This is a genomic window from Puia dinghuensis (genome assembly GCF_014642875.1).
Taxonomy (GTDB): domain Bacteria; phylum Bacteroidota; class Bacteroidia; order Chitinophagales; family Chitinophagaceae; genus Puia; species Puia dinghuensis.
Map to the genome: position 1 here is coordinate 95,121 of NZ_BMJC01000009.1, position 23,374 is coordinate 118,494.

The window sequence follows — 23,374 nt, forward strand, 5'->3', positions numbered from 1 at the left end:
CCGCTGAACTATTTTTACTTTCCTGTAGGATAATGGTATTGATCAAGTATGGTGAATTTTCAGGGATTTTTCGACGTGAAGTTTGGGTTATGTCGAATGAAATAGTATATAATTAACTTCATGTTGAAAAAGCGTCAAAAATTCGACATGAATGAATGTAAATTTCAATAATGGAGACAGGAGGTAAGAAAAAACACCTTATTGTTATTGGTGGCGGGGCTGCGGGGATCTTTTGTGCCGTGAATGCGGCGCGGATGGCGCCCGGGCTGCGGGTCACGGTGCTCGAGAAGACGGGGAAGCTGTTGAGCAAGGTGAAGGTGAGCGGGGGTGGGCGGTGTAATGTGACGCATGCGTGTTTTGACATAGATGAGATGGCGGGAAGGTATCCGCGGGGGCGACACTATGTCCGGAAGGCGTTTCACCGGTGGTTTACGACGGATACAATCGAGTGGTTTCGGCAGCGAGGGGTGGAGCTGAAGGCGGAGGAGGATGGGCGGATGTTCCCGGTGACGGATTTATCACAGACCATTATCGATTGCCTGATGCGGGAGGTGAATACGTTTGGGGTGGACGTGCGGATGCATGCGGAGGTGAAGCGGGTGGCGCCGGCCGGCGTTGGGGCGGCCGGTGGGCAGGGACTTGCCGTGAGCGGAGCCGGATTTAGCGTGGAGATGGCGGATGGGCGGATGTTGGCTGCAGACTTTGTGTGTATTGCCTGTGGCGGGTATCCGAAACCGGGGATGTTCGACTGGATCAGGGAGCTGGGGCATTCTGTTGAGGAGCCGGTGCCGTCACTTTTTACCTTTAATATGCCGGGGGACCCGATAGTGGGTTTGATGGGGGTGTCAGTGCCGGAGGTTCAGGTGAAGATAGCGGGTTCGAAGCTGATGGAGAAGGGGCCGGTGCTGATCACGCACTGGGGCTTGAGCGGTCCGGCAGTACTTCGACTGTCGGCGTGGGGGGCGAGGGAACTGGCTGGCCTTGGGTATCAGTTTACGATAGTGGTCAATTTCCTGCCGGAATTCAGCGAGCAGGAGCTGAGGGACCGGCTGCAGGAGCTACGGTATGAATGGGCATCCAAAAAGCTCGGTTCGGCCAGCCCCCTGGGGCTTCCGCGGCGACTGTGGGATCACTGGCTTGGCATTTCGGGGGTCGATAAGGACCTCCGGTGGGCCGATCTGCCCGTTCGGGACCAAAATCGCTTGGCCGGTCTGCTTTGTGCCGGTACCTTTATGGTGAATGGGAAGACGACCTTTAAAGAGGAGTTTGTGACGGCGGGAGGCGTGCGGCTGGCGGAGGTGGATCCGGGGAGTTGCCAGAGCCGGAAGGTGCCAGGGCTTTATTTTGCGGGGGAGATATTGGATGTGGATGGGATTACGGGGGGATTCAACTTTCAGCATGCCTGGACGAGTGGGTGGGTGGTGGCGGCATCCGTGGCGGGGGCGGCCGGGGGCGGAGAATAGGTGCGGCTTGCGGGGACGGCCGGAGGTGGAGATTGGGCGCGGCTTGCGGGGGCGGAGAATAGGTGCGGCTTGCGGGGACAATAAAAATTTTACGATATGGGAACGAATGCGGCTTTTGCCCCGGTGTTGGCGATAAAGGTGCTTGCGCCGGCGGTGGAGTTTTATAAGAAGGCGTTTGGCGCCGAGGAGGTGCTGATCGTCAAGAATGAGGATGGGTCGATCCATGTGGCCGAGCTTACGTTTCAGGGGATGGTGTTTCATCTGCACCAGGAGATGCCGGGGCCGGGGAAGGAGCGGGCGCCGGAGACGGTGGCGGGAACGACGGTGGATGTGGGGGTGTTTCTGGACGATCCGGACTCGTTGATGGACAAGGCTTTAGCGGCGGGCGCCCGGCTTCTCAGCGCGATGAAGGATTATGAGTATGGGTACCGGCAGGGATCGTTTGAGGACCCGTTTGGGCATCATTGGACCTTGCAGAAGAAGCTGGCGAATGCGTGGACGGGGGTGATTGGGCCGGATGGTCAAAAGGTAGGTTGACGAGTAGATTTTTCGTATCTTTGCAGCCCCGATCAAAAACCCGGGGTTTTATTATGTCTGAAAACAATATTGTTAACTCAAACGCTGAATCACAGGAGACTGCGGAAGTGGCAACTGCTGCTACGGAGTCTACAGCGACAACAAAAGCACCTGTGCCTGTGCAGACTGCACATGATGATTTTGACTGGAGCATTGACAAACGGAATGTAGCCGTTTACACCAAAGAAGAAAAGGAAAAGTATGACATGGTGTATGAGGGAACATTCATAGCCATCACCGACGGCGAACTGGTAAAAGGCCTTGTAGTGGGCTTGACCAAGACGGACGTTGTGGTGAACATTGGTTTTAAGAGCGATGGTCTTGTTTCGCTGAACGAATTCCGTGACCTGCAGAATCTCCGGACGGGTGACGAAGTAGAAGTGATGGTTGTGGAAAAGGAAGACCGCGAAGGTCACCTGCACCTGAGCCGGAAACAAGCGCGGATCACGCGTGCGTGGGAGAAGATCGTGGAAGTACACAAGACCGGCGAAGTGGTCACGGGTACCGTTACCAGCAAGACCAAGGGCGGCCTGATCGTCGACGTGTTCGGGATGGAGACCTTCTTACCCGGCAGCCAGATCGACGTGAAGCCTGTTACCGACTATGATCAGTTCGTAGGTAAGACGATGGAGTTCAAGGTGGTGAAGATAAACGAAGCCATCAAGAACGCCGTTGTATCCCACAAGGCCCTTATCGAGAGCGATATCGAAGCACAACGCGCCGAGATCATCAGCAAGCTGGAGAAAGGCCAGGTGTTGGAAGGTACGATCAAGAATATCACCGACTTTGGCGCCTTTATGGACCTGGGTGGCCTGGACGGTCTGCTGTATATCACCGATATTTCCTGGGGACGTATCAGCCATCCGAGCGAGGTGCTGAAGCTGGACCAGAAACTGCAGGTGGTGGTGTTGGATTTCGACGATGGCAAGAAACGTATAAGCCTTGGTCTGAAACAGCTGACTCCGCATCCCTGGGATGTGCTGCCTGAGACGATCAAGGAAGGTGAGATCGTTAAGGGTAAGGTGGTCAATATCGAAGACTACGGTGCATTTCTGGAGATCATGCCGGGCGTAGAGGGTCTGGTACACGTGAGCGAGATCACCTGGGCGAACACTCCGATAAATGCAAAAGAATTCTTCAAACTGGGCGACGAGCACCAGGCGAAGGTTGTTACGCTTGACAAGGATGCACGCAAGATGAGCTTGTCCATCAAGCAGCTGAGCGAGGACCCCTGGAATACGATCGAAGTCAAATTCCCTGTTGGCAGCAAGCATAACGGGCTGGTGAAGAACATTACGCCTTACGGGGTGTTTGTCGAGCTGGCTCCTGGCATTGGTGGAATGATCCACATTAGTGATCTGAGCTGGCTGAAACGATTCAACCATCCGTCGGAATACACTAAGGTTGGTCAGCACATAGATGTTATGATACTGGGTATCGACAAGGATAACCGCAAGCTGCAGCTTGGCCACAAACAGCTGGAAGAAGATCCCTGGAATGCGCTGGAGGAAACCTTCTCCGTTGGCTCCGTTCACGAAGGCCTCGTTATCCGCAAGGATGAGAAGGGCGCCATCGTGCAGCTGCCTTATGGACTGGAAGGCTTTGCTCCCAACCGTCACCTCAACAAGGAAGACGGCAAGCAGGTGCAGGCGGATGAGACGGCTCCGTTCATGGTGATCGAGTTCGATCGCAATGAAAAGCGGATCGTGTTGTCTCATACCCGTATCTGGGAACAGTCGAAGCATGAAGAGAAGGAAGCTGCCAAGAAGGAAGCAAGGGTTGATGCTGACAAGACGCGTAAGGCTGTAAAGAATATCCAGCAAAAGGTTGAAAAGCCGACGCTTGGTGATCTCGGCGCCTTAGCTTCTATCAAGGAGAAGCTGAAGCAGGAAGAGAAGGATCAGCATGCTGGTGGTGAAGAGAAGAAATAAGACGCGTATTACGCAAAATATAAACCCGGTCTGGCGACCGGGTTTTTTTATGCGAGGGACTGAAGATGCTGGTCGGTGAAGTCGAGCAGTGAGCCCAGCTTCAGATCGGCGGCGCCCCATTTGGGGAGGTGGGCCTGATCGTGGACGGGCACGACGACACATTTCATGCGGGCTGCCTTGGCGGCGATGAGGCCGTTGAATGAATCTTCGAAGGCCAGGCAATTCAGGGGACTCACGGCGAGGGCTTCGGCACAGTCCATATACACTTGGGGATGAGGTTTGCCATAGGGCAGGTGTTCGGCAGAGGCGACGGCTTCAAATTCGGATGCGATGCCTAGTTTCTCCACGACGACGTTGACGAGTGCAAGGGGAGAAGAGGTTGCCAATCCAATATGAAACCCGTGGCTTTTGAAGAAATCGATGATCTGCCTCACGCCGGGCAGGGGTGCGGCATTGGCTTTTATCCTTTCGATGACATGCTGATGTAATGCTGCTTCGGCCGCCGGTATCCTTTCCTTGCCGATGCCGAAATGCGAGAACCAGTAGTCGAGCCATTCACGCGTGCGAAGCCCGGTGGTGTGGTGATATTGAACCGGTGTGAGCGTGACTTGAAATTGCAGCAGCGTTTCCATACCGGCTTCCTGCCAGCAGGGTTCGGAGTCGATGAGCAGACCATCCATGTCGAAGATAACGGTGTTGAGTGGCATAGGGGGGCAAAGTTAGCAGATGTGTGCAGTATTCCGTAATTTAGAGGTATAATGCGATTGACCGAACGATTAAAGAATTTCAAACTGGTGCGGAAGCTGGTGTATGCCGCCGTGGGATTGATCTCCTATCCGGGGCTGACGATGGTGAACCGCTTAAAGATCAGCGGCACGGAGCATTTGCGTAAACTGCCGAGGGGGAATGTGCTGTTTGTCAGTAACCACCAGACGTATTTTGCCGATGTGATCACTTTCCTGCATATTTTCTGTGCTGTGAAATGGGGAAAGAAAGACCGGCTTGGCTTGCCTTATTATTTGTTAAATCCGTTCACGAATGTTTATTACGTTGCGGCGGAAGAGACGATGCGCGCTACCTGGGTGAGCCGGTTGTTTACCTTGGGCGGGGCGCTTACGGTGAAGCGGACGTGGAATAATGGGAGCACCGATGTGAGACGGGGACTGGACCCGTCGGATACGCGGAAGATCTTCCGGGCCCTGGAGAAGAGCTGGGTGATCACCTTCCCCCAGGGAACTACCAAGGCGTTTGCCCCGGGACGGAAAGGCACGGCGCATATCATCAAACAAACCAGGCCGATCGTTGTACCGGTGGTGATCAACGGGTTTTGGCGGGCTTTTGATAAGAAGGGGTTGAAGTTTAAGAAGAAGGGAACGGAGCTTTCTGTTAGATTTAAGGAGCCGATGGTGATCGATTATGATGCTCCGGTGGAGAAGATATTGGATCAGGTGATGGATGCGATAGAGCAGAGTAAGAAATATATGACGGAGGGGACGCATCATTGGGTGAAAGAGCCGGCATGATCGCGTGGCCCGCCGGGTATGGAGTCCGGGGTCAGTATATTTGAAATTATGTGGCGAGTCGCTTTCATATTGCTACTATTATTCCCGGGTGGGACGCGGTTGTTGCGAGAGAGCGAGGCAGTTATCGATTGTTCGCCTTCCCAGGCACCGGGGGAGCTTCTTCCTGATGGGGATGGCCGGTATGCGCCGGTGTTTCCGGGCTGGGGCCATTATCATTATCCCATTTCCACTACCAATGACAGCGCGCAGTATTATTTTGACCAGGGGCTGAGTCTTTATTACAGTTACCATCTGAAGGAATCGCTTGCCTCCTTTAAAGAGGCTTCGCTGAAAGACAGCAATTGCGCCATGACCTATTGGGGCCAGGCATTGGCGATGGGGCCTTATTACAACAGTGTCTATCAATATAAGCAGCCTCCGGCCGTGTTGCCGGTGCTTGCGAGGATGGACCTGCTGGCGGACAAGGCGCCGGTGAAGGAGAAAGATCTGGCAGCGGCGATGGACCACCGGTATTCTGCCGATGTGACGGACAGCCGCCGCACAGCGTTGAACGCGGCCTACTCGGCGCGCATGGCAGCACTGATCGGGAAGTATCCCGGCGACAAAGACATTAAAGCACTATATATCGACGGGGTGATGACCGAACATGCGTGGGATATGTGGGATAGTAAAGGGTCGCCAAAGCCCTGGACGCCCGAACTGGTGAAGTATTGCGAGGAGATCCTTGCCGCCGATGCGTATCACCCCGCCGCGCTGCATTATCATATTCATTTATTGGAGGCTTCCCTGCACCCGGAGGTTACGCTTGCGAGCGCCGAGAAGTTGAAGGACCTCATGCCCGGTGTTGCGCATATGGTGCATATGGCGAGTCATTCGTATCAGCGGACGGGGCTTTATGCGCGCGGGGTGGCCATAAATGAACTGGCGCTTGCGGCACAGCAGCAATATGATTCGCTTGCGAGTTCGCTGCACCTGGGAAGTTATGTCATCCACTACCATGCGGTGGAGGCTTTTTGCGCAATGAATGGTGCGATGTATGCCAAGGCGATGCAGGCGGCGGAGAAATGCCGTCAGATGCCGGTATTTTCTGATGGGGTGACCGTGCCCAGGAGCGATCTGCAATACCTTTATATGATGCCGGTCTTCGCCGAGGTGAGAATGGGGAAATGGCAGGCGATACTTTCCCGGCCGGTGCCCGACAGCCACTGGGTCTATGCCAGTCTGTTGAGCGATTTTGCCAGGGGGATGGCGTTTGTGCGATTGGGCGACAAGACATCGGCCAGGCGTTGCCTGGATAGTCTGCGCGTTGCTTTGAAGGACCCGGTGTTGACGGTGCATTTCCCGCCCAGGAATGATGCCATTACAGGGGCTTCTATTGCGGAGGCTATGCTGGAAGGGGAGTTGTTTTTTGCTGATAAGAAGCCTTCCGCGGCGATGACGGCTTTTGACAGGGCGATGCGGCTCGAAGATGGGATGACGTATGGTGAGCCAAAGGACTGGCCTTTGCCGGCGCGACATTTTGCCGGGGAGTGGCTGCTGAAATTGCATCGACCGGACGAGGCTGAACGGTTGTACCGGGATGATCTGACAGCCAATCCGGGGAATGGTTGGGCTTTGCTGGGGCTGGCGCAATGCCTGGAGGCGCGGGGTTCAAAGGGCGCAGCGGAATACCGGGCGTTGGCGAGGGAGGCTTTTGCGAGCGCGGAGGAAATCCCGCCTGCGTCGGCGTATTAGGGGTGTCCTACGGAAATCGTGCTGATCGAATAACCAACCAGGCCTTCCGGGGTCATACCTTGTACTACAAGCGCAAATTTACCTTTGAGATCGGATGTGTAAAGCAGGAGCTGTTTTTTGCCGGCACTGTCCGTCTCAATTTCCGGGGACCACAGGAGCTGGTTGCGGAGATCGGGTATGGTGCTCCGGACTCCGGGCTCATAGACGGGGGAGTAGAACTCCTGGTGTTGCTGGAGTCCATTATACTGGATGACCAGGGCAGAAGGATCCAGGTGGTAGCCGCCCAGATCGCCGTCGTAAGACAAAAAACTCACAATTCCATCGCTGATAGAAGGACCGAAAAAATACCGATGTGGCACGACATCTATTTTTTCGATCTTCAGTGGGTTGACTCCAATCATCTTGTCGCCGTCGAATACGGGAAAGCCATCGATGAGCAGGAGCGGATCATCATCAAAAAAGATGTTGAATAAGCTGTTCATGACCCGGAAATAAGCGCGGCCGGAATTTCTTCGTACGCGTACATCGTTTACAAATTCCCGAATGACTTCGTCCATCGTCACAAAGCGCGTGTAGTCATCGAGGCTATAGCTGAGGTCGGCATGACCATAAAAACCCGTGGTGTCGCCGGGGGGAAGTGGAAGAAGATGGTGCTTTTCCGCTGCCCGGTAGGCATTTTCCACCTGCACGCTGATGCTGCGATCGAGCAGCTGGCTGCGGGCCCTTGAAGGGAAGAGGGAATCGGCCGGTGGTTGCCAGGAGGGACGGTCGGAGAAGGGGTTGGCAATATCGATGCGATAGTTGCTATCAGTGAGACTGTTGGTTTGTGCAATGATCTCCTTGTTGCCATAGAAATTGCCGACATTAAAATACAGGGTTCCATCGGGGTTGCTTAGGGCGGAGGAGAAGATGAAGGGTTTGCCCGGGATGGAGAGGTAGCCGATGGCCGGAGGAGGGGGTAGATTGGTGTGTTTATCCATCATCTTTGCGGAGATGACCAGGGCATTTGTCTCCGGGCGGAATTCAAAATATGGTTTTTTATTCTGCAGGATGTCTTCCCAGCGGAAACGTGTCCATCCCTGGGTGAGCATTAGATCGTCCAGGGCTTCTGTCGTTGCGGGGTTCACACTGGCAAAATAGTAGTCGGGGGAATCGATCTTGCCTTTGAGATCGGAGGTTAGCAGCAAATAGTTGAGGATATTCTCGCCAGGGATGGGTTGGAGGGAGTCGTGGAGGAATACGGATAGGGAAAGGTTGGCGGGTACGGGATGGCCGGAGGGGTCTGTCGTGGTCAGGTGGACGGTTAGCTTTTCGCGCGGGCCATAGGTGAAGGATGGGGTGGCGGGGAGGATGTTGCCTGTATCGCGGCCAGTGATGTTCACGGCGATGTGTACCTGCTGTCTGGGCGGTTTACACCAGAGCCGTTCGCAGACCGGTAGTCTTTCGCTGTTTAGAATGGTAAAATGGGATATCCCGTCGTCGAGGCTGTCGATGTTGACCTGGAAGCTGGTTGCATTATTTTTTAGCTGATTTACCCGGATGAACTTCACACGGCCGCGGGTGTGTACGAAGAGATATGCGACTGAGTTGGCGGGGGCAGATGGGACGGATGAAGTGGTGACGGTGATGTCAAGGTTGTTACCTATCGGTTGATCGAGATGCATTACATAGCCCTGGTCGTATGCGGTTGGGAGTTTTTCGGTGAGGGTCGAAGAGGGAGTCTCTACGTGCGCATAGTAGGTATTGCCTTTGACGGGGGTAAGCGGGAATGTTCCCATACCGAAGCGGTTGGAGTGAAAGCTGGCTACTGTATCCTGGTGCTGGTTGACGACGACGCCGTGGCAGGGGATGCCCTTGCCGGTGGGGTTGACCGCTTTGAAGGCGACGATAGAGGTGAGGCCGTTGACGAGGTTGCCGCCTTCGGGGAAGAATTGGATATTGCCGGCTACGTGGTGGGGGGAATCAGGAATGGGGGGCTCGCTGACTGTGTTTTCGCTGAGGGTGTTGAGGATCGTGACGTTTTGCTGGTAATAACCGTCGGGGCTGAAATTCTTCATCCAATTGGTATAGGCGCGAAAGATATAATGACCCGATCGGATGGATGGGGCGATGCGGAAATAGCCATCGCCTTTGCCGTTGCGCAGCTGCACTTTCTCCTGGAGGACGGCTTTCTGATCGCGATCGATGAGTTCGACATAGCTCACGGCGGAAAGGGAATCGGGAATATCGGAGGACGCGTCGACGGCATAAATTTTAAACCATAGGGTCTCTCCGGCCAGGTAGAAGGTTTTGTCCACGTGCACGAACAGCTTTTCCCGGGGAGCTTGTGACTGGTAGCGAATGAAGGAAGCTTGCAGGCTATCCTTTTCCGGTTGCGCCAGCAAGGCGGTGCAGAAAAGGAGGGATATAGCTGTGATTACTATTTGTTTTTTCACCAGAATGAGGGTTTTATGCTTGTGCCGCCCGAAACCGTGCAATCCAGGCATTTGCGGGGGGCGAGGACCAGGGGCCCGGCGCTGACAAAGTACCATGGGGCATACGTTGTATCAGGGTAATTGTATGAAAAAGGATCAGCAGGATTGACTGGCAGGTTTCTGGTAGTGCCAGGGCATGAGTAGGGAAGCGGAAAGCGTATCCAATTCTGCAGGCTGGCGTTGGAAATGAATAGCCGCCGTTGTTGCAGAGAGCAGGCGCTAAGGAACCCAATGACGGGTTCGGAGGGGTCGGTAAGGCAATGGATATTGCCGATGAGCTGGCTCGGTTGCAGATCGAAAAGCGTCCCCGTATTCTGGGTGGTTTTTTGGATAAGGAGCCAATAGTTATGCGCCTCTTCCGTCTGGGCATATTGGCGGACCAGGATGCTATACCCGATGTACAGTTTTGTGTCGCCGTTGGAAAAAGTTGCCAGGGGAGATCCGACGATGGTATCACTGGCAAGCGCAGTGGAACTGGCAAGCAGGACGTTGGTTGAGGGGGCGGTGGTCCAGCAGCGATAATGATAGTTGGTGTCAGTATCGATGACCCTGCCATTGACGACAGTCCAGGAGGTAGACAGTGCGGCATCGTGCTCCCAGGTTTCAATATAGTCATACCGGTAGTAGCGGGTGTTGCCTGAGGGGTCATGCGTGTTTACATAGATGGTGAGATCGCCGGGTTGACGCCAGTACAGGCTATCGATGGGCGGTGTTTGTTTGCAGGGGACCGCATCTGTGGCATATTTCCGGTTGTCCGCGGTGGTGATCTTAAGGCTATATTGTTGGGTGATATCCAGGTTGAGCGCGGCGCTGGTATACGTGCCGGCGCCGGTGAGATCGGTGAGCGGATATGTGGCGCCGTTGGAGCTGACGATGAATATCCGGGCATTGCGTTCGGGGATGCCCGAGAGGGTGGAGTCGTTGAGTCCGTTTGTTCTATTCAGCTTAAAGGTGGTGATGGTGTTGGCCCCGGTGTTGATAAAACCGTCTACCACCAGATAGCTGTTCACGGCTTTCACGGCCGGCGGGGCATAGGCTTGTCTGCAGCGGATGGCGTCGATGAGCAGCGCCAGCAGGCAAAGGGATATATGGGTGAGTCGTGGGCGCATGGATCAAAATTTTATCGTATAGGTGACGAATGGGATGGCCGTGCCGAATATGGAAAGCTGATAGCCCTTTACCTGGCCGTTCTCCTGGACAAAATAAACCGAGTAGGGGTTTTTTCGCGCGGTGAGGTTATACACGCCGAAGGTCCAGAAGTTATGGGTCGGCTGATTCACTCTGTGGTTGCCATCGATGATGACGGAGACATCCGTTCGGAAATAATCGGGTATCCGGTACTGGTTGCGTTGAGAATAATAGAGACCGGGTGATCCGCCCAGGGTAAAAACGGCCAGGGGCAGGGTTATAGGCCGGCCGGTGCTGTAGGTGATGTTTGTAGAAACGCTGTACCGGTGGGTAAAGCGGAAATTGCCGATGAAATTGATGTTATGTGGTTTGTCAAAGCTTGCGGGATAATACTTTCCATTGTTGATCAGTTGCCCGGCGAGAGGGTCGTCCTGTTTCAGGAAGGTTCTTGACCAGGTGTAGCTAAGCCAGCCATTGAGTCGCCCGGCCGCTTTTTTGAGCAGGAATTCCACGCCATAGGCCTTTCCTTTTGTCGTCAGGATGTCGGTCTCGATGTGTGGGTTGAGGGTCAGCTGGGCTCCGCTTTTATAGTCGAGATAGTTGCTTATCCACCGATAGTAGACCTCCACAGATGTCTCGATGGTATTGGCTTTGAAATTCTGATAAAAGCCCAGGGACACCTGTTCGCCCTGCTGCGGTTTTATATGCGGATCGCTTAATTTCCAGATGTCTGTCGGGGATATCGCGACGGTATTGGACAGCATGTGGATATATTGCTGAAGGGTATTGAAGCTGAATTTGAAGGATGAACTTTCCGACAGGGTATAGCGCCCGGACAGGCGGATCTCCGGAGCGCCATAAGTCTTTATGATCTTTCCTTTGTTGTAAACGGTTGTGTCGGTGATGGTACTTATTTGCCTTGGCAGCCCGGGGACGTAATTGTAAATAGCGTGGGGACCAAGGTAATTGAACATCGAATACCGGAGACCGCCGTCGATAGAGAATTTTGAGCTGATGGTATATTGATCATCCAGGTAGAGGGCGCTCTCCAGCCCCTGTTCGGCTGCGACGACAGTGTTGACTACCTTCGATTCTGAGCCATCGGGTGAATAGTAGCCGGGATGCAGGGTATAATAGATGGCGGTGGCGCCATAACTGATGGTGTGCTTATTATTGGGGACATAGTTGAATTCTGCCCGGAACCAGGATTGGTTGATATCGAATCCCATTTTGAAGGCATTGACCGAGTCGTGCGGATCGGTTACGCTGTATTGATAGCGATCGTAGCCGGCGGAGAAGAGGGCATTGGATTTATTATTAAAGATGTGCTTCCATTTCACATTTACGTTCTTATTCATGTAGCGATAGGTGGTATCGTTGTCCAGATTGAACCAGTCGGAGCTGAGGTAGCCCATTACATAGAGACTATTCTTTGCGTCGATGACATGCGTGATGCGAAGATTGACATCGTAGAAATTGGCTTTGCTGTTGCTGTAGGCGCTGTTGGGTATTTCATTGAGCAGCCAGTTGGAATAGGTGGTTCTGGCGGCGGCCACTACCGATGTTTTGTTCTTCTGCAATGGCGCTTCGAGCATGAACTTGCTGGTCACGGGGCCGATACCCGCCACGCCGGACCATTTTTTGCTATTGCCGTCCAGCATGGATACATCGAGCACCGAGGAGAGACGGCCGCCGTATTTCGCCGGGATGGCGCTTTTGTAGAGCTGGATGCCCTTGACGACGTCCGGGTTGAAAGCGGAGAAGAAGCCGAACAGGTGCGAGGGGTTATAAATGGTAGCGTCATCGAAAAGGATGAGGTTCTGGTCGGTCGACCCACCCCGGACGTTGAGGCCGTTGCTGGCTTCGCCCACCGAAGAGACGCCTGGCAGGGTGAGAACGACTTTTATGACGTCGGTCTCGCCAAAGACGACCGGTACCTGTTTTATCTGGCGGACGTTGAGCCTGTTTACGCCTGTTTGGAGGCTTTGGGTATTCGAGGTTTTCGCAGCGGAAACGATGACTGTTTTCAGGGTGGTGACGGCGTCCTGCATGTCGACGTCCAGTTTTCCGTCGGAATAGAGCACGATCTGGCGCCGGGTATCTTTCATTCCGGCATAACTGATCCGGATGACATGGCGGCCTTTTGGGAGGGTGAGGGAATAGTAACCAAATTGATCGGTCGAAACGGCGAGTGTTGCCGTATCGGCATAGAGGTTGGCGCCTACGATGGGTTCGCCCGTCTTGTCATTTCTGACATAACCGGCGATAGTGGCTTTGGCGCCTGACCTGCTGGCCTTATTGCCGATGTCGAGCAGCTGGTTTTCGACAAGGAGTTTTTTTAGTCTGGAGCGATCGGGCTGGTCCTGCTCGTCGGGCAGGACGTTCTTTATCGTATCCGGCAGCCGGGTGGCGCCGCCCAGCTGCAAGGGAAGGGTTGTAAGGATGGCGACGCGCCGGGTGATGAATATGTGGCCAGTGGAGTCGATGGCGTAATGAAAGTCGGTATTCTGGAAGATATGATCCAGCATCTGGGAAATGGTCGCGTTGTTGGCGGTGATATCGATGGACAGGCTATCGACGTCCTTAGGATCGTAATAGAAATGATAGCCCGTCAGGGATTCCAACCGGCCGGCAAGCCGGGGGAAGGTATAGCCTTCGAAGTTTCCGGTGACCCTTTTCTGTTGCTGCCCGAGCGTTCGGATGCCGGTGAAAAGGAGTAGGGAACAGAATAAGGTATAAAAAATGCGGTGATGCATGTTAGTTGGTCAGTTTCAGGTAATAGGAGGTTGTTGCGATGAGCGCTTTTTCCGGGTCTTTTTTGAAGTGCAGCCCATTGGTTCGGAGGTATTTTTTCAAGGCGCTCTTTTTGTTTTGTAGTGCCGTGAGCAGGGCGGATTCGCTGTTTACTTCGAAATACCGATCACCCATTTTGAGAAAGTAAGTATTGTACTGTTGATATCTTGCTATGTCTTCCCGGTTGTTGGGGAAAAAGAGCTTTTTTTCTCGTCGGGCAAGCAGGGTGATGGAGTCCGCGGCATAGAGTTCTTCGTAGAATCCTGATTTGAGCGACGGGGATAGCGCTGCAGGGATATAGCGGAAGCTGTGAGCGTCGATGGAAAAGCGGCTGACCTTTTCCTTGATGAGGCTGATGAGCGCCTTGCCGGTGTAGTGGCGGATGACGAGCTGATCGAGTACAAGATCGTATTCCATGGCGATGTCGCGGTAGCCGATACCGTCATAGACCAGTGCGCCGGGTTGGAGGCTATCTGCGAGGAAGAAAGGGGAGCCTTTTGCGTTGGTGCCGTTGCGGATATATTCATTTCCGTTGTAGAGACGGCTGTCCGGGTCCTTTTCATTGCCGGCGTTTGGGCCGTCCTGGGCGAGGAGCGGAGATGCGGATAAGGTCAATACAGCCAAATAGCAGATAGTGAGGTGCTTTTGGAGATTCATATGGACAAGCTTTGGAGTGTTGGTAGGGGCAGCGGATGCGGGCCATCGTGTATAATGGACGCTTACTAAATATAGGACAAATGGAACTTATTGAGAAATAAATTTGATCAGCCTTTTATGAAGAAGGCTTTTAGTTCGCCGGCTTCTTCGGGTTTCATTTTTCCGCCGAGGATGAGGCGTAGTTGGCGGCGCCGTAAGGCGCCGTCATATAATCTTTTTTCCTCTTCTGTCTCGGTAATGAGCTCGGGAACGACGCGGGGTCTGCGATTAGGATCGAGGGCCACGAAGGTGTAATAGGCTTCGTTGCTTTTGTATTTATATTGTTGGGTGAGGTCTTCGCCCCATACCCTCATGTGGACTTCCATGGAGGTGTTGAATGCCCGGCTAACCTTTGCTTCTATGTGTACTACATTGCCCAGTTTGATAGGGTTTTCAAAGGAGATGTTGTCGACGGAGGCGGTGACGACAGGTGCGTTGCAGTGTTTACCTGCTGCCAGGGCGGCGGCGATGTCCATCCAGTACATGAGGCGGCCACCCATCAGGTTGCCGAATACATTGGTATCGTTTGGCAATACCAGTTCCGTCATGATGATGAGTGATTCTTTGGATGTCTTCGCTTTACTTTGTGTACTCATTCTGCAAATATAGGATTAGATGGTGGTCTTTTCACACTGTTGCAGGAAGGCCTCGTCCACGTCGGCGCCGAGGCCGGGGGTGTCCGGGATCTCGAGGAAATAGCCGTTGTAACGTACTCCGCCGGTGACGGGGTCCATTTTATGCCCCAGCAGACAGGTGTCCATGTCGTGGAAGATGATGTTGTCATGAGCCAGTGCAAAATGAGCAAAGGCGGTGAGGGCCACGCGGCTTTCCAGCATGCCGCCCATCATACAGGGGATGTTGTGTTGTGCGCAAAGTCCGTCGATCTTTGTCGCTTCCAGGATGCCGCCCGATTTTGCGAATTTGATATTTACATAGTCGCAGGCTTCCGCGGTGATGAGGCGCCGGGCGTCGTGATGGTCGAAGACGCTTTCATCGGCCATGATCTTTACCGGTGAATGGCGACGCAGTTGGGGTAGCCGGTGATCGTCCCAACGGCGCATGGGTTGCTCGCAGAACTGGACGTTGTACGGACCGATCTGTTGCAGGGTGTTGCAGGCGGTGTCGAAATCCCAGCCCTGGTTGGCGTCGACGCGCAGGACGATGTCTTCGCCGACGGCGTCGCGGATGCTTTTGACGCGTTCGACGTCTTCGGGGCCATTCTTGCCGAGCTTGATCTTGATCATCCGGACTCCGTCCGCCTTGAATCCGGCGGCTTTTGCGGCCATTTTCTCCGGGGTGTCGATGCCGATGGTGAGGTCGGTTTCGATGGATCTTTTCTTACCGCCGAGATATTTGTAGAGTGGCTGGCCGGCGGCTCTTGCGGCGAGATCGTGCAGGGCGATGTCGAAGGCGCTTTTGATGGTTGCGTTGAAGGCGGTGAAGTCGTGCAGCTGTTGCATTCGGGTTTCTATCGTGAGGGCATCCTTGCCTTTCCAGAGAGCGGCAAAGTCTTTCGCCATTTCGAAGCAGGTGGCCTGGGTCTCCCCGACGATCATGGGAAAGGCGGAGCATTCGCCGACGCCGTAGTAGCCGGCATCCGTGTGGATGCGGATGAGGATATTCTGGGCGTAATGCATCGTACCGGTGGCGATGGTGAAGGGATGCATCGGGATGGACAGCCTGTAGATGTCGGTGTGGAGGATGGTCATAGTTAATTTCCAAATGGATGGCCGCAAAGATAGGGGCTTGCGGGTTATGATGGGTTTGGGTGGGTGTCGGGGATGCGGGGGTTAGGTTTTAGCGCGGCAGGCTTGGGTGGGGTCAGGGGGTCTTATACCCTGCTCCGAATACGGCTCGCCCTGGTTTGGCGCCTGTATGTTCACCTGCTTTCAGTACCTGGGTGCCATTGACGAATACGTCGGTGACACCGGTGGATAGCTGATGTGGGTTTTCGTAAGTGGCGTTATCTTTTACGGTGGCGGGATCGAAGACCACCACATCAGCGTAGTTGCCGGGGCGGAGGAGGCCGCGCTTTTTCAGATGCAGCCAGCCGGCGGGCATACCACTGAGTTTGTGGACGGCCTCTTCCAGCGGGATCAGTTTTTCGTCCCGCACGTAGTGACCCAGGAGCCGGGCAAAGTTCCCATAGGCGCGGGGGTGACAGCTGCTTTTCAAAAAAACGCCTTCTGGGGCCATGCTGGCTTCATCGGACCCGAAAGCCATATAGGGTAGCCGGATCTCCTTTCTTACATTTTCTTCGCTCATCAGGAAGTAGATGACCTCGACCCGGGAGTGATCGGCTATGACTAGATCGATGATGGTCTCTTCAGGCGTAGTATGGCGCATTCTTGCGATCTCACTCAGTCTTTTGCCTGTGAGGTATTTGAGGGAGTCCTGTTTGAAACCCGTGCAGATGATGTTATCGGCGCCGGCGCCCAGGTAGAGGTTCTCCCAATCTTTGGTGGGCGTGCGCATCTGTTGGATGAGTTTTTTGCGGATGGCCGGGTCTTCGAGGCGTTGGATCCATTTATCCAATCCTCCCTCCTGGATAGCCGGTGGCATGGCAGCGTCGAAACCGGTGGCGCCTGCGGTGTAAGTATACATACAGGCGCTGATGTCCAGTCCTGCCTTGCGGGCGCTGTCGATCTTTGCGATGAGGCTGTCCATTTTGTTCCAGTTGGGCCGGCCGGCGGCCTTGAGATGATAGATGATAGCGGGGATATGCGCTTCTTTGGAGATGCGGATGAGCTCGTCGGCGCCTTCCAGGAGGCGATTGCCTTCACTGCGGATGTGAGAGATGTATACGCCGCCATAAGGCGCTGCGGCCTTACATAATTCGATGAGTTCGGGCGTCTTTGCATAAGCGCCGGGGGCATAAATAAGCGCAGAGCCGATGCCGAGGGCGCCGTCTTCCATGGCTTTGCGAACGAGGCTGTTCATTTTTTGTTGTTCCGCGCTATCGGGGGCACGATTGGCGTCATCGAGCAGATTCTCCCTGATGGTTGCCGCACCGACAAAGGAGGCGACGTTTGTGGAGACGCCTTTTTTCTGCAGGAATTCGAGATAGTCTTTCAGGGTGGTCCATTCGATGTTGAATTTGATATCGCCCTGTTGCCGCAGTGCTGTTCGTTTCATGGTGTCTGTGAGGGGACCTTCGGAGGAGCCTTCACCGAATATTTCAAGGGTAACCCCTTGTTTGATGGCGCCCAGCGAGCGACCGTCCTGGATGAGGGATTCCATGGACTGGCTTTGGAGATCGATAAAGCCCGGACTGACGGCTTTGTTTGTTGCGTCGATGGTGTTGGTGGCCGATTCTCCGGAAAGGTCGCCGATGGCTGCGATGGTATCGCCCCGGATGGCTATGTCGCCGGTGAAGGGTTTGCTGCCGCTGCCGTCATAGATGGTTCCGCCTTTGATGATCGTATCGTAATGAGCGGCGGGATGACAAGAAAAGAAGAGGCCCAGGGAGAGCCAGAGGGCGGCGTGTTTTCTCATGAACAGGGGATTTATTTCGAAAATACGATATTTGCGGGCAAATTACCGTCTGACAGCATGAGCACTTCCCCGAGATCTGTTTCTTTTGAAAATACTGCCAATGCATTTGAATACAAGACAAACAAAGAGCTGAAGAAAGCCGAGTTTCTTTTCCGGAGCATGGGTTTTTCAACGCTGGTGAAGATCGGGACGCGGGTGACGCCGTGGATGATCCGTTCGGGTTTTCCGGTGAGAAGTATTATTCGCGATACGATCTTTTCGCAGTTTGTGGGTGGAGAGACGTTGGAAGAGACGGCTTCCGTAGCCCGAAAACTGGGGGAATACCGGGTGGAAGTGATTCTCGACTATGGGGTAGAAGGGGGAGAAGATGGCGAAGCGGGGTTCGATCATGCATGTAGGGAATTCATCCGGGTGATAGAGTATGCCGCGACGCAACCCAATATCCCTTTTATGAGCATCAAGGTGACAGGGTTTGCGCGTTTCAGCCTGCTGGAAAAGCTGGATGCGGCGATGGCCGGTATCGGGGGGCCGCTGATGAAACGGTATGCGCAGGCCCTGGAGCTGCTGACGCCGGAGGAAACGGAGGAATGGCAGGCAGTTTGCCGGCGGATGCAGCAGATCTGCCGGGCGGCGGACGAACGGAGGATAGGGGTGCTGGTGGATGCTGAAGAGACCTGGGTACAGGATCCGGTGGATACGCTGACGATATTGATGATGGAGCAGTTCAACCGGGGGCGGACGGTGGTGTATAATACGATTCAGTTGTACCGGGTCGACCGGCTGGGTTTTTTGAAGGATTCCTTTGAGGCGGCGGTGCAGCGGGATTTTATCCTTGGTGCGAAACTGGTGCGGGGCGCCTATATGGAAAAAGAGCGGAAGCGGGCCTTTGAGAAGGGTGTAGCGTCGCCGATACAGCCGGATAAGGAATCGACGGACAGGGATTACAATGCGGCGGTGGAATTTTGTATCCAGCATCTTGACCGGATCGCGACGATCGTGGCTTCGCATAATGAATACAGTAATCTTTTTGCGGTGAGGTTGTTGCAGGAGAGGGGATTGCCGCTCGATCATCCGCATGTGCATTTTTCGCAGTTGTATGGGATGAGTGATAATATTACTTTCAATCTGGCGAAGGCCAGCTGCAAGGTGAGCAAGTATCTTCCTTTTGGGCCGATAAGGGATGTCATTCCTTACCTGATGAGGCGGGCGCAGGAGAACAGTTCGGTCTCAGGGCAGACGGGCCGGGAGCTGGGGCTTATTCGAAAAGAGTTGAGGCGGCGGGGGTTATAAAAGTTTTTGATGAATCTAAAAATGAGTTAGATTTGTGCCCCCGATTAGGGTCGTTAGCTCAGTTGGTTAGAGTACTACCTTGACATGGTAGGGGTCACCGGTTCGAATCCTGTACGACCCACGAAAGCCGAAAAACGGTGATTTTAGAAAGGTGCTGATCTCCAGCGCCTTTTTTCGTTTGAATCGCTGAAAGGCCCGCCAGCACTGCGTTTCCTGCGTAATTTATTGTCTATTTCAGCTCCTTTGGGCTCGATCCAGAAAGCGTCCGATTGTTGTCCAATCATTGTCCTGTAAATTTGGGACAACGGAGTGCCCGATAAGATTGCCCACCTCGAACAGACGACTATGGAAAGGATTTTTGAACATTTAAAATTTCTTTCATATGTACGTCAAACAAGAATTTTCCCTTCTCTTTTTCCTCCGCACGGTAAGGACCGACAAGAAAACCGGCAAAGCTCCACTGTACTATCAGCTGAAAATAGATGGGGCGTCCCTAAACCGCGCCGTTAAAGGCATCGCCCTACGCCCCGGCGACTGGGACAATGTAGCCAAACTGGTCACGGCAAAAGAACCCAAGCACCAGGCCTTCAACAAAAAAATTAGTAACCTTCGGACCGATCTTGAACGACATTTTGACCTCATTCAAGCCAAATCGGAGATCGCCACACCACAAATGGTCTTAAAAGCCTACGAAACGCCCCTAATGAAAGACAAACGAAAGCTGGAAAAACAAAAAAATTTTGCCTTAAGCCAGCAGGTAGACGACTTTATCACGCGTTTTCTCCAATTCAGCAATAAATGGGAAACGGCCCACAAAAACGGCCGCACGCCCTATCCAGCGCAAAAGGCCCTGTTAGAGGAAAAGCAGCGGCAGTTGAAAGAGGAGTCCGAAATTCTCATTAAAAATGCCAATCTCATTTTTGACGACAAGGAATGGGAAAAAACCGTTATGCTCGGGATTGATGAACTGTTGATCCAGTTCCTGCAGATTGTTCTAGGCGGAGAACGCGCCGCCAGTACCCTTGAAAAGATGTGGGGACGAAAAAACCGTTATGTTGAATTTTTACGCTACCGATACAACGTTGACGACATACCCATGCACCAGGTCGAGTTTAAGCTTGCTCAACAACTACTCACCTACAATATTTCCCAGTTCAAGATGAAGGAGAACTCGGCCATGAAATATGTACAACTCCTCAAGGAGGTCTTTAGCCGCTCTGTGTCGATCGGCTGGCAGCAGTCCAATGTGCTGGCTGCCTTTACCTGCCATTACAACGACACCGACGCCGAATGGCTGTCCATGGATGACATGATCCGGCTGAAGGGCCATGTGTTTAGTCGGGACGAACTTAACCGCATCCGCGATCTTTACGTTTTTGCCAGCTTCACCGGCTATTCTTACGTCGAGCTTAGCAATGCAACGCAGGAGGATTATAGAACAGGCGTCGACGGCAAGGTCTGGATCTCCAAGGACCGCCAAAAAACCGGCTCCGATGAAACTTTGCCACTCCTACCTGTAGCACTGGAAATTCTCGAAAAATATAAAGACGACCCGAAATGCAGACGAAAAAAGACCCTGCTTCCTATCCCCACCAATGCTGCATACAATCGCTGCCTCAAGGAAATTGGTGATGAAATGGGCTTTAAGATCAAACTCACCACCCATACTGCTCGTTATTTCTTTGCCAACGCAGTGGCCGACGATAACGGCTTGGAATTACGGATCACCGCTCAGCTCATGGGCCACAAATCGCTCCGAACCACCCAACACTATGTCAAGAAGAACAAACGCTTATTGGCTGCCAATATGCAAAACGTAGAAGATAAGCTATACGGTAAAGATGGAGCCCTCGAAGTAAAGGTCCCCCAAAACTCCTCTGAAGCAAAGGTCATCACGCTGCGGATTGTCCGATAATTTTTCCGGTTTAGATAGTTCCATTCCCAAAAGGGCCTCTTCCCTCAAAGAGGTCCTTTTCATTTATTGACCTCCTTTCACTTACTCCACCCCAGATAGGGGAAGATTCATTCATATTAGTTAAACCTTTGACTATTGGTTCTTAAAATTTTTTGTTGAATTTTAGACCGAGTGTCAATCTCACTCTGATATGCCACCCGTCCGGCTCTGCAACTTGCAGGAAATGATCTTTTATGCAACCAATCAAGAAGGAGCGGACGATTGTTGACAGGGAAGACCTACCCGTCACCCTGGGCGACATGCATACCTTACTCCGAGCCTTCAAGCGAGAGCTGCTAATCGAGATTAAGACCCTGGTACTAGATCAACCTAGACCAACTCCAATGAAATGGCTCAAGAATAAAGATGTTATGGTCCTTCTCGGCATCAAACGAGCATCTCTACAGGCACTCCGGGATAAAGGTATCTTGCCATTTAGCCGAATCGGACGGCAGTTTTACTATGATCCTCAAGATATTGAAACGGAGATGGAGCGGAGAAAAACGATAGGTCGACACCAACCTGTTTTAAAACCGCTGAAACGATCAAACCGGCCACATTGATGCCCACCGGCACGAACACCAGACCATCCTTAATCCCCCGCCTACGGGAGGTCAAGATCTATTTTAATGAGAAGTGCCTTCCTGCTTCCGTCGCCAGCTCCTTTTTTGAGCATTATGCAAAAACCGGCTGGCTCAACAAGGCCGGCAAGCCCATCAACTGGAAACAAGTCGCTTTTCGCTGGAAGATGCGTGTATACCACAAACGGCCCTGGCTGTATGATCGCAAGGTACGCTGAGCCAGCAAATAGGCCGGTTAAGAATGCTTTGTAACCTTGTTTGCAAAGCGGAGTCACCTTTATGGGGCATTGACTTAGTTCTCGTTAGAAATCATCTGGTCCGGATTGTTTCGATTTTCCCACCAGATACCCCCTGGTTCGAATTGGTCCCCCGCGCCTCGGATCAGGAACCGCCAATATTGGTCTCCCATGCAATCAGCTAAGGCAGCCATTTTCAATAGATAATCGCTACGCTCTTCGGCTTCCTTCAAAGCTTCCAAGTCTCTTGCAATTCGCGGCCAGCAATCCGACACCATTTTACAAAGATAAATTTCTTGCTCAGACGTGATCTGATTGTTTTGCCGCAGTTTGAGCAGAGTTTTTATTCTTTCTAAAATTTTTTGAATTTGGTTTAATAAAGAAGGTATGAGGGTCACAACGGGCCTCTACTATTATAGCAGAGGAAACAGGCTTTTTTAGGAAAAATTTTCAAGGAATTTTTCGGTCAAATCCAAAAAAGGCCTTTAGGGAGCGGAAAACCAGCACCAAATGAACTTTTACGGCTATTCCCAGGCGCAGCATCCCTATTCGAATAGTTACGGCACCTCATTATATAGTCTGCACAGACGCAAAACATAAGAGTGGACCTCCAATCAGTTTGACTTCCGGGGCAACCTCCCTACTCTGTAGAGCTCTATTGTCATTTTTCGACAATGGGGCTTCGGGAAACTATAACTGCTACGCAACTTCCCTTAATTAACCCCCATCATGGCCTCCTATCGAGCTTCCCAGACCCCCGGCCAAATTGCATTACTGCAATAAAAAAGGATCAGAGTGTCGAAACCACTCTGATATTCCCCCTGTCCATGATTGCATATTTGTGTTGCTAACTGCCAAGAAATGGCGGCTCCTGCCAGCATCTAGTTATTGCCTGTTTTACCAACAATACCCACCCTTCATCAATCCCGCCCCCTTCACCCCGGCATCATCCCCTAGCTGCACTTCCACAATAAATAGCATCCTCCCTCAAAAAAATCTCTCTTATGTACCACACCTTATTCATAAAAATAGCCGGTCCACTGTTTCTGATTGCGGGATCTATAATCCGGTTCAAAATATCGGAAAAACGGTTCAATCGTAGGTCAATTACTGGTATGGAAATATTCCCTACTTATAATAAAGCGGTCACGACCCGGGCGAAGGAAGGTTGTGCCGGGATCTTCGCCAAAATCTTGATCCTGATCGGCATCGTATTCATTCTTGCCCAATGGATATAGGCCATCCTTCCGACCGTTTGTCTTGAATTTCCAGTTGGAAGGGAAAACGTTGCACAAGCGCACAAACGCGCCTTTTCGACAAATTCCCGTTTATTCTGAGATTCTTCAAAATATTTTCTTGAAAAACGGACCCGAGTCCCAATCTCACTCTGATAGACCGCTATTTTTTGAGCCGATCTTTGAAAAGCGAAAAATAATACCAATGGCCCGAATTATTCAACTATATCCCAAAAAACAAAAACCTCCCCAACCTGGCCAATCC

Annotated in this window: 18 protein-coding genes and 1 tRNA gene; 10 read left to right on the forward strand and 9 right to left on the reverse strand. The window is 52.8% G+C overall.

The annotated features are described in order from the left end of the window. Nucleotides 1-170 precede the first annotated feature (170 nt). From IEY39_RS29170 to rpsA, 3 genes are all read left to right on the forward strand, one after another. Nucleotides 171-1,463: a BaiN/RdsA family NAD(P)/FAD-dependent oxidoreductase gene (locus IEY39_RS29170; RefSeq protein ID WP_188938267.1), complete on the forward strand. Its 1,293-nt coding sequence runs from the start codon at nucleotides 171-173 to the stop codon at nucleotides 1,461-1,463. Nucleotides 1,464-1,559: 96 nt separating this feature from the next. Continuing rightward, the gene (locus tag IEY39_RS29175) at nucleotides 1,560-2,000 is read left to right on the forward strand and encodes a VOC family protein (protein WP_188938269.1); all 441 of its coding nucleotides are present in this window, start codon (nucleotides 1,560-1,562) and stop codon (nucleotides 1,998-2,000) included. 53 nt (nucleotides 2,001-2,053) lie between these two features. Beyond that, nucleotides 2,054-3,970 carry a 30S ribosomal protein S1 gene (rpsA, locus tag IEY39_RS29180; protein WP_188938271.1) on the forward strand — a complete coding sequence of 639 codons (1,917 nt, stop codon included), beginning with the start codon at nucleotides 2,054-2,056 and terminating at the stop codon, nucleotides 3,968-3,970. Nucleotides 3,971-4,017: 47 nt separating this feature from the next. On the opposite strand, the gene hxpB is transcribed toward rpsA, so the two are convergent. Next, entirely contained in the window at nucleotides 4,018-4,677 is a 660-nt protein-coding gene (gene hxpB, locus IEY39_RS29185) for a hexitol phosphatase HxpB (protein ID WP_188938272.1), read from the reverse strand. Nucleotides 4,678-4,728: 51 nt separating this feature from the next. Here hxpB and IEY39_RS29190 point away from each other — a divergent pair, with 51 nt between their 5' ends. After that, nucleotides 4,729-5,493, forward strand: coding sequence for a lysophospholipid acyltransferase family protein (locus IEY39_RS29190; RefSeq protein ID WP_229689145.1), 765 nt, complete (start codon nucleotides 4,729-4,731; stop codon nucleotides 5,491-5,493). Between the two features lie 48 nt (nucleotides 5,494-5,541). Continuing rightward, entirely contained in the window at nucleotides 5,542-7,227 is a 1,686-nt protein-coding gene (locus IEY39_RS29195; protein WP_188938274.1) for a tetratricopeptide repeat protein, read from the forward strand. On the opposite strand, the gene IEY39_RS29200 is transcribed toward IEY39_RS29195, so the two are convergent. The 7 genes from IEY39_RS29200 to IEY39_RS29230 form a co-directional block, all read right to left on the reverse strand. Beyond that, on the reverse strand, nucleotides 7,224-9,662 hold the full coding sequence (locus IEY39_RS29200) for a hypothetical protein (RefSeq protein WP_188938275.1): 2,439 nt from the start codon (nucleotides 9,660-9,662) through the stop codon (nucleotides 7,224-7,226). The two genes, IEY39_RS29195 and IEY39_RS29200, sit on opposite strands and share 4 nt — an antisense overlap. After that, nucleotides 9,659-10,810: a DUF4249 domain-containing protein gene (locus tag IEY39_RS29205; RefSeq protein WP_188938277.1), complete on the reverse strand. Its 1,152-nt coding sequence runs from the start codon at nucleotides 10,808-10,810 to the stop codon at nucleotides 9,659-9,661. The genes IEY39_RS29200 and IEY39_RS29205 overlap by 4 nt, the downstream gene beginning before the upstream one ends. A gap of 3 nt (nucleotides 10,811-10,813) precedes the next feature. Next, nucleotides 10,814-13,585, reverse strand: a complete 2,772-nt coding sequence (locus IEY39_RS29210; RefSeq protein WP_188938278.1) for a TonB-dependent receptor — start codon at nucleotides 13,583-13,585, stop codon at nucleotides 10,814-10,816. A gap of 1 nt (nucleotide 13,586) precedes the next feature. Beyond that, nucleotides 13,587-14,279, reverse strand: coding sequence for a hypothetical protein (locus tag IEY39_RS29215; RefSeq protein WP_188938280.1), 693 nt, complete (start codon nucleotides 14,277-14,279; stop codon nucleotides 13,587-13,589). A gap of 107 nt (nucleotides 14,280-14,386) precedes the next feature. Next, nucleotides 14,387-14,914, reverse strand: coding sequence for an acyl-CoA thioesterase (locus tag IEY39_RS29220; protein WP_188938281.1), 528 nt, complete (start codon nucleotides 14,912-14,914; stop codon nucleotides 14,387-14,389). 15 nt (nucleotides 14,915-14,929) lie between these two features. Beyond that, a complete protein-coding gene (locus tag IEY39_RS29225; RefSeq protein ID WP_188938282.1) occupies nucleotides 14,930-16,027 on the reverse strand; it encodes a mandelate racemase/muconate lactonizing enzyme family protein in 1,098 nt (365 codons plus the stop codon). Nucleotides 16,028-16,139: 112 nt separating this feature from the next. Continuing rightward, nucleotides 16,140-17,813 carry an N-acyl-D-amino-acid deacylase family protein gene (locus tag IEY39_RS29230; protein WP_188938284.1) on the reverse strand — a complete coding sequence of 558 codons (1,674 nt, stop codon included), beginning with the start codon at nucleotides 17,811-17,813 and terminating at the stop codon, nucleotides 16,140-16,142. A gap of 57 nt (nucleotides 17,814-17,870) precedes the next feature. On the opposite strand from IEY39_RS29230, the gene IEY39_RS29235 reads away from it, so the two are divergent. From IEY39_RS29235 to IEY39_RS29255, 5 genes are all read left to right on the forward strand, one after another. Further along, nucleotides 17,871-19,103 (forward strand): proline dehydrogenase family protein, encoded by a 1,233-nt coding sequence (locus tag IEY39_RS29235; protein ID WP_188938285.1) that lies wholly within the window; start codon nucleotides 17,871-17,873, stop codon nucleotides 19,101-19,103. A gap of 47 nt (nucleotides 19,104-19,150) precedes the next feature. After that, nucleotides 19,151-19,224, forward strand: a tRNA-Val gene (locus tag IEY39_RS29240). A 261-nt stretch (nucleotides 19,225-19,485) separates the two neighbouring features. After that, nucleotides 19,486-21,018, forward strand: a complete 1,533-nt coding sequence (locus IEY39_RS29245; RefSeq protein ID WP_188938287.1) for a site-specific integrase — start codon at nucleotides 19,486-19,488, stop codon at nucleotides 21,016-21,018. A gap of 233 nt (nucleotides 21,019-21,251) precedes the next feature. After that, nucleotides 21,252-21,620 carry a helix-turn-helix domain-containing protein gene (locus IEY39_RS29250; RefSeq protein ID WP_229689146.1) on the forward strand — a complete coding sequence of 123 codons (369 nt, stop codon included), beginning with the start codon at nucleotides 21,252-21,254 and terminating at the stop codon, nucleotides 21,618-21,620. Beyond that, nucleotides 21,620-21,856 (forward strand): hypothetical protein, encoded by a 237-nt coding sequence (locus IEY39_RS29255; RefSeq protein ID WP_188938289.1) that lies wholly within the window; start codon nucleotides 21,620-21,622, stop codon nucleotides 21,854-21,856. Before IEY39_RS29250 ends, IEY39_RS29255 begins: the two co-directional genes overlap by 1 nt. A gap of 74 nt (nucleotides 21,857-21,930) precedes the next feature. Here IEY39_RS29255 and IEY39_RS29260 read toward each other — a convergent pair whose 3' ends face one another. After that, on the reverse strand, nucleotides 21,931-22,272 hold the full coding sequence (locus IEY39_RS29260) for a hypothetical protein (RefSeq protein ID WP_188938290.1): 342 nt from the start codon (nucleotides 22,270-22,272) through the stop codon (nucleotides 21,931-21,933). Nucleotides 22,273-23,374 lie beyond the last annotated feature (1,102 nt).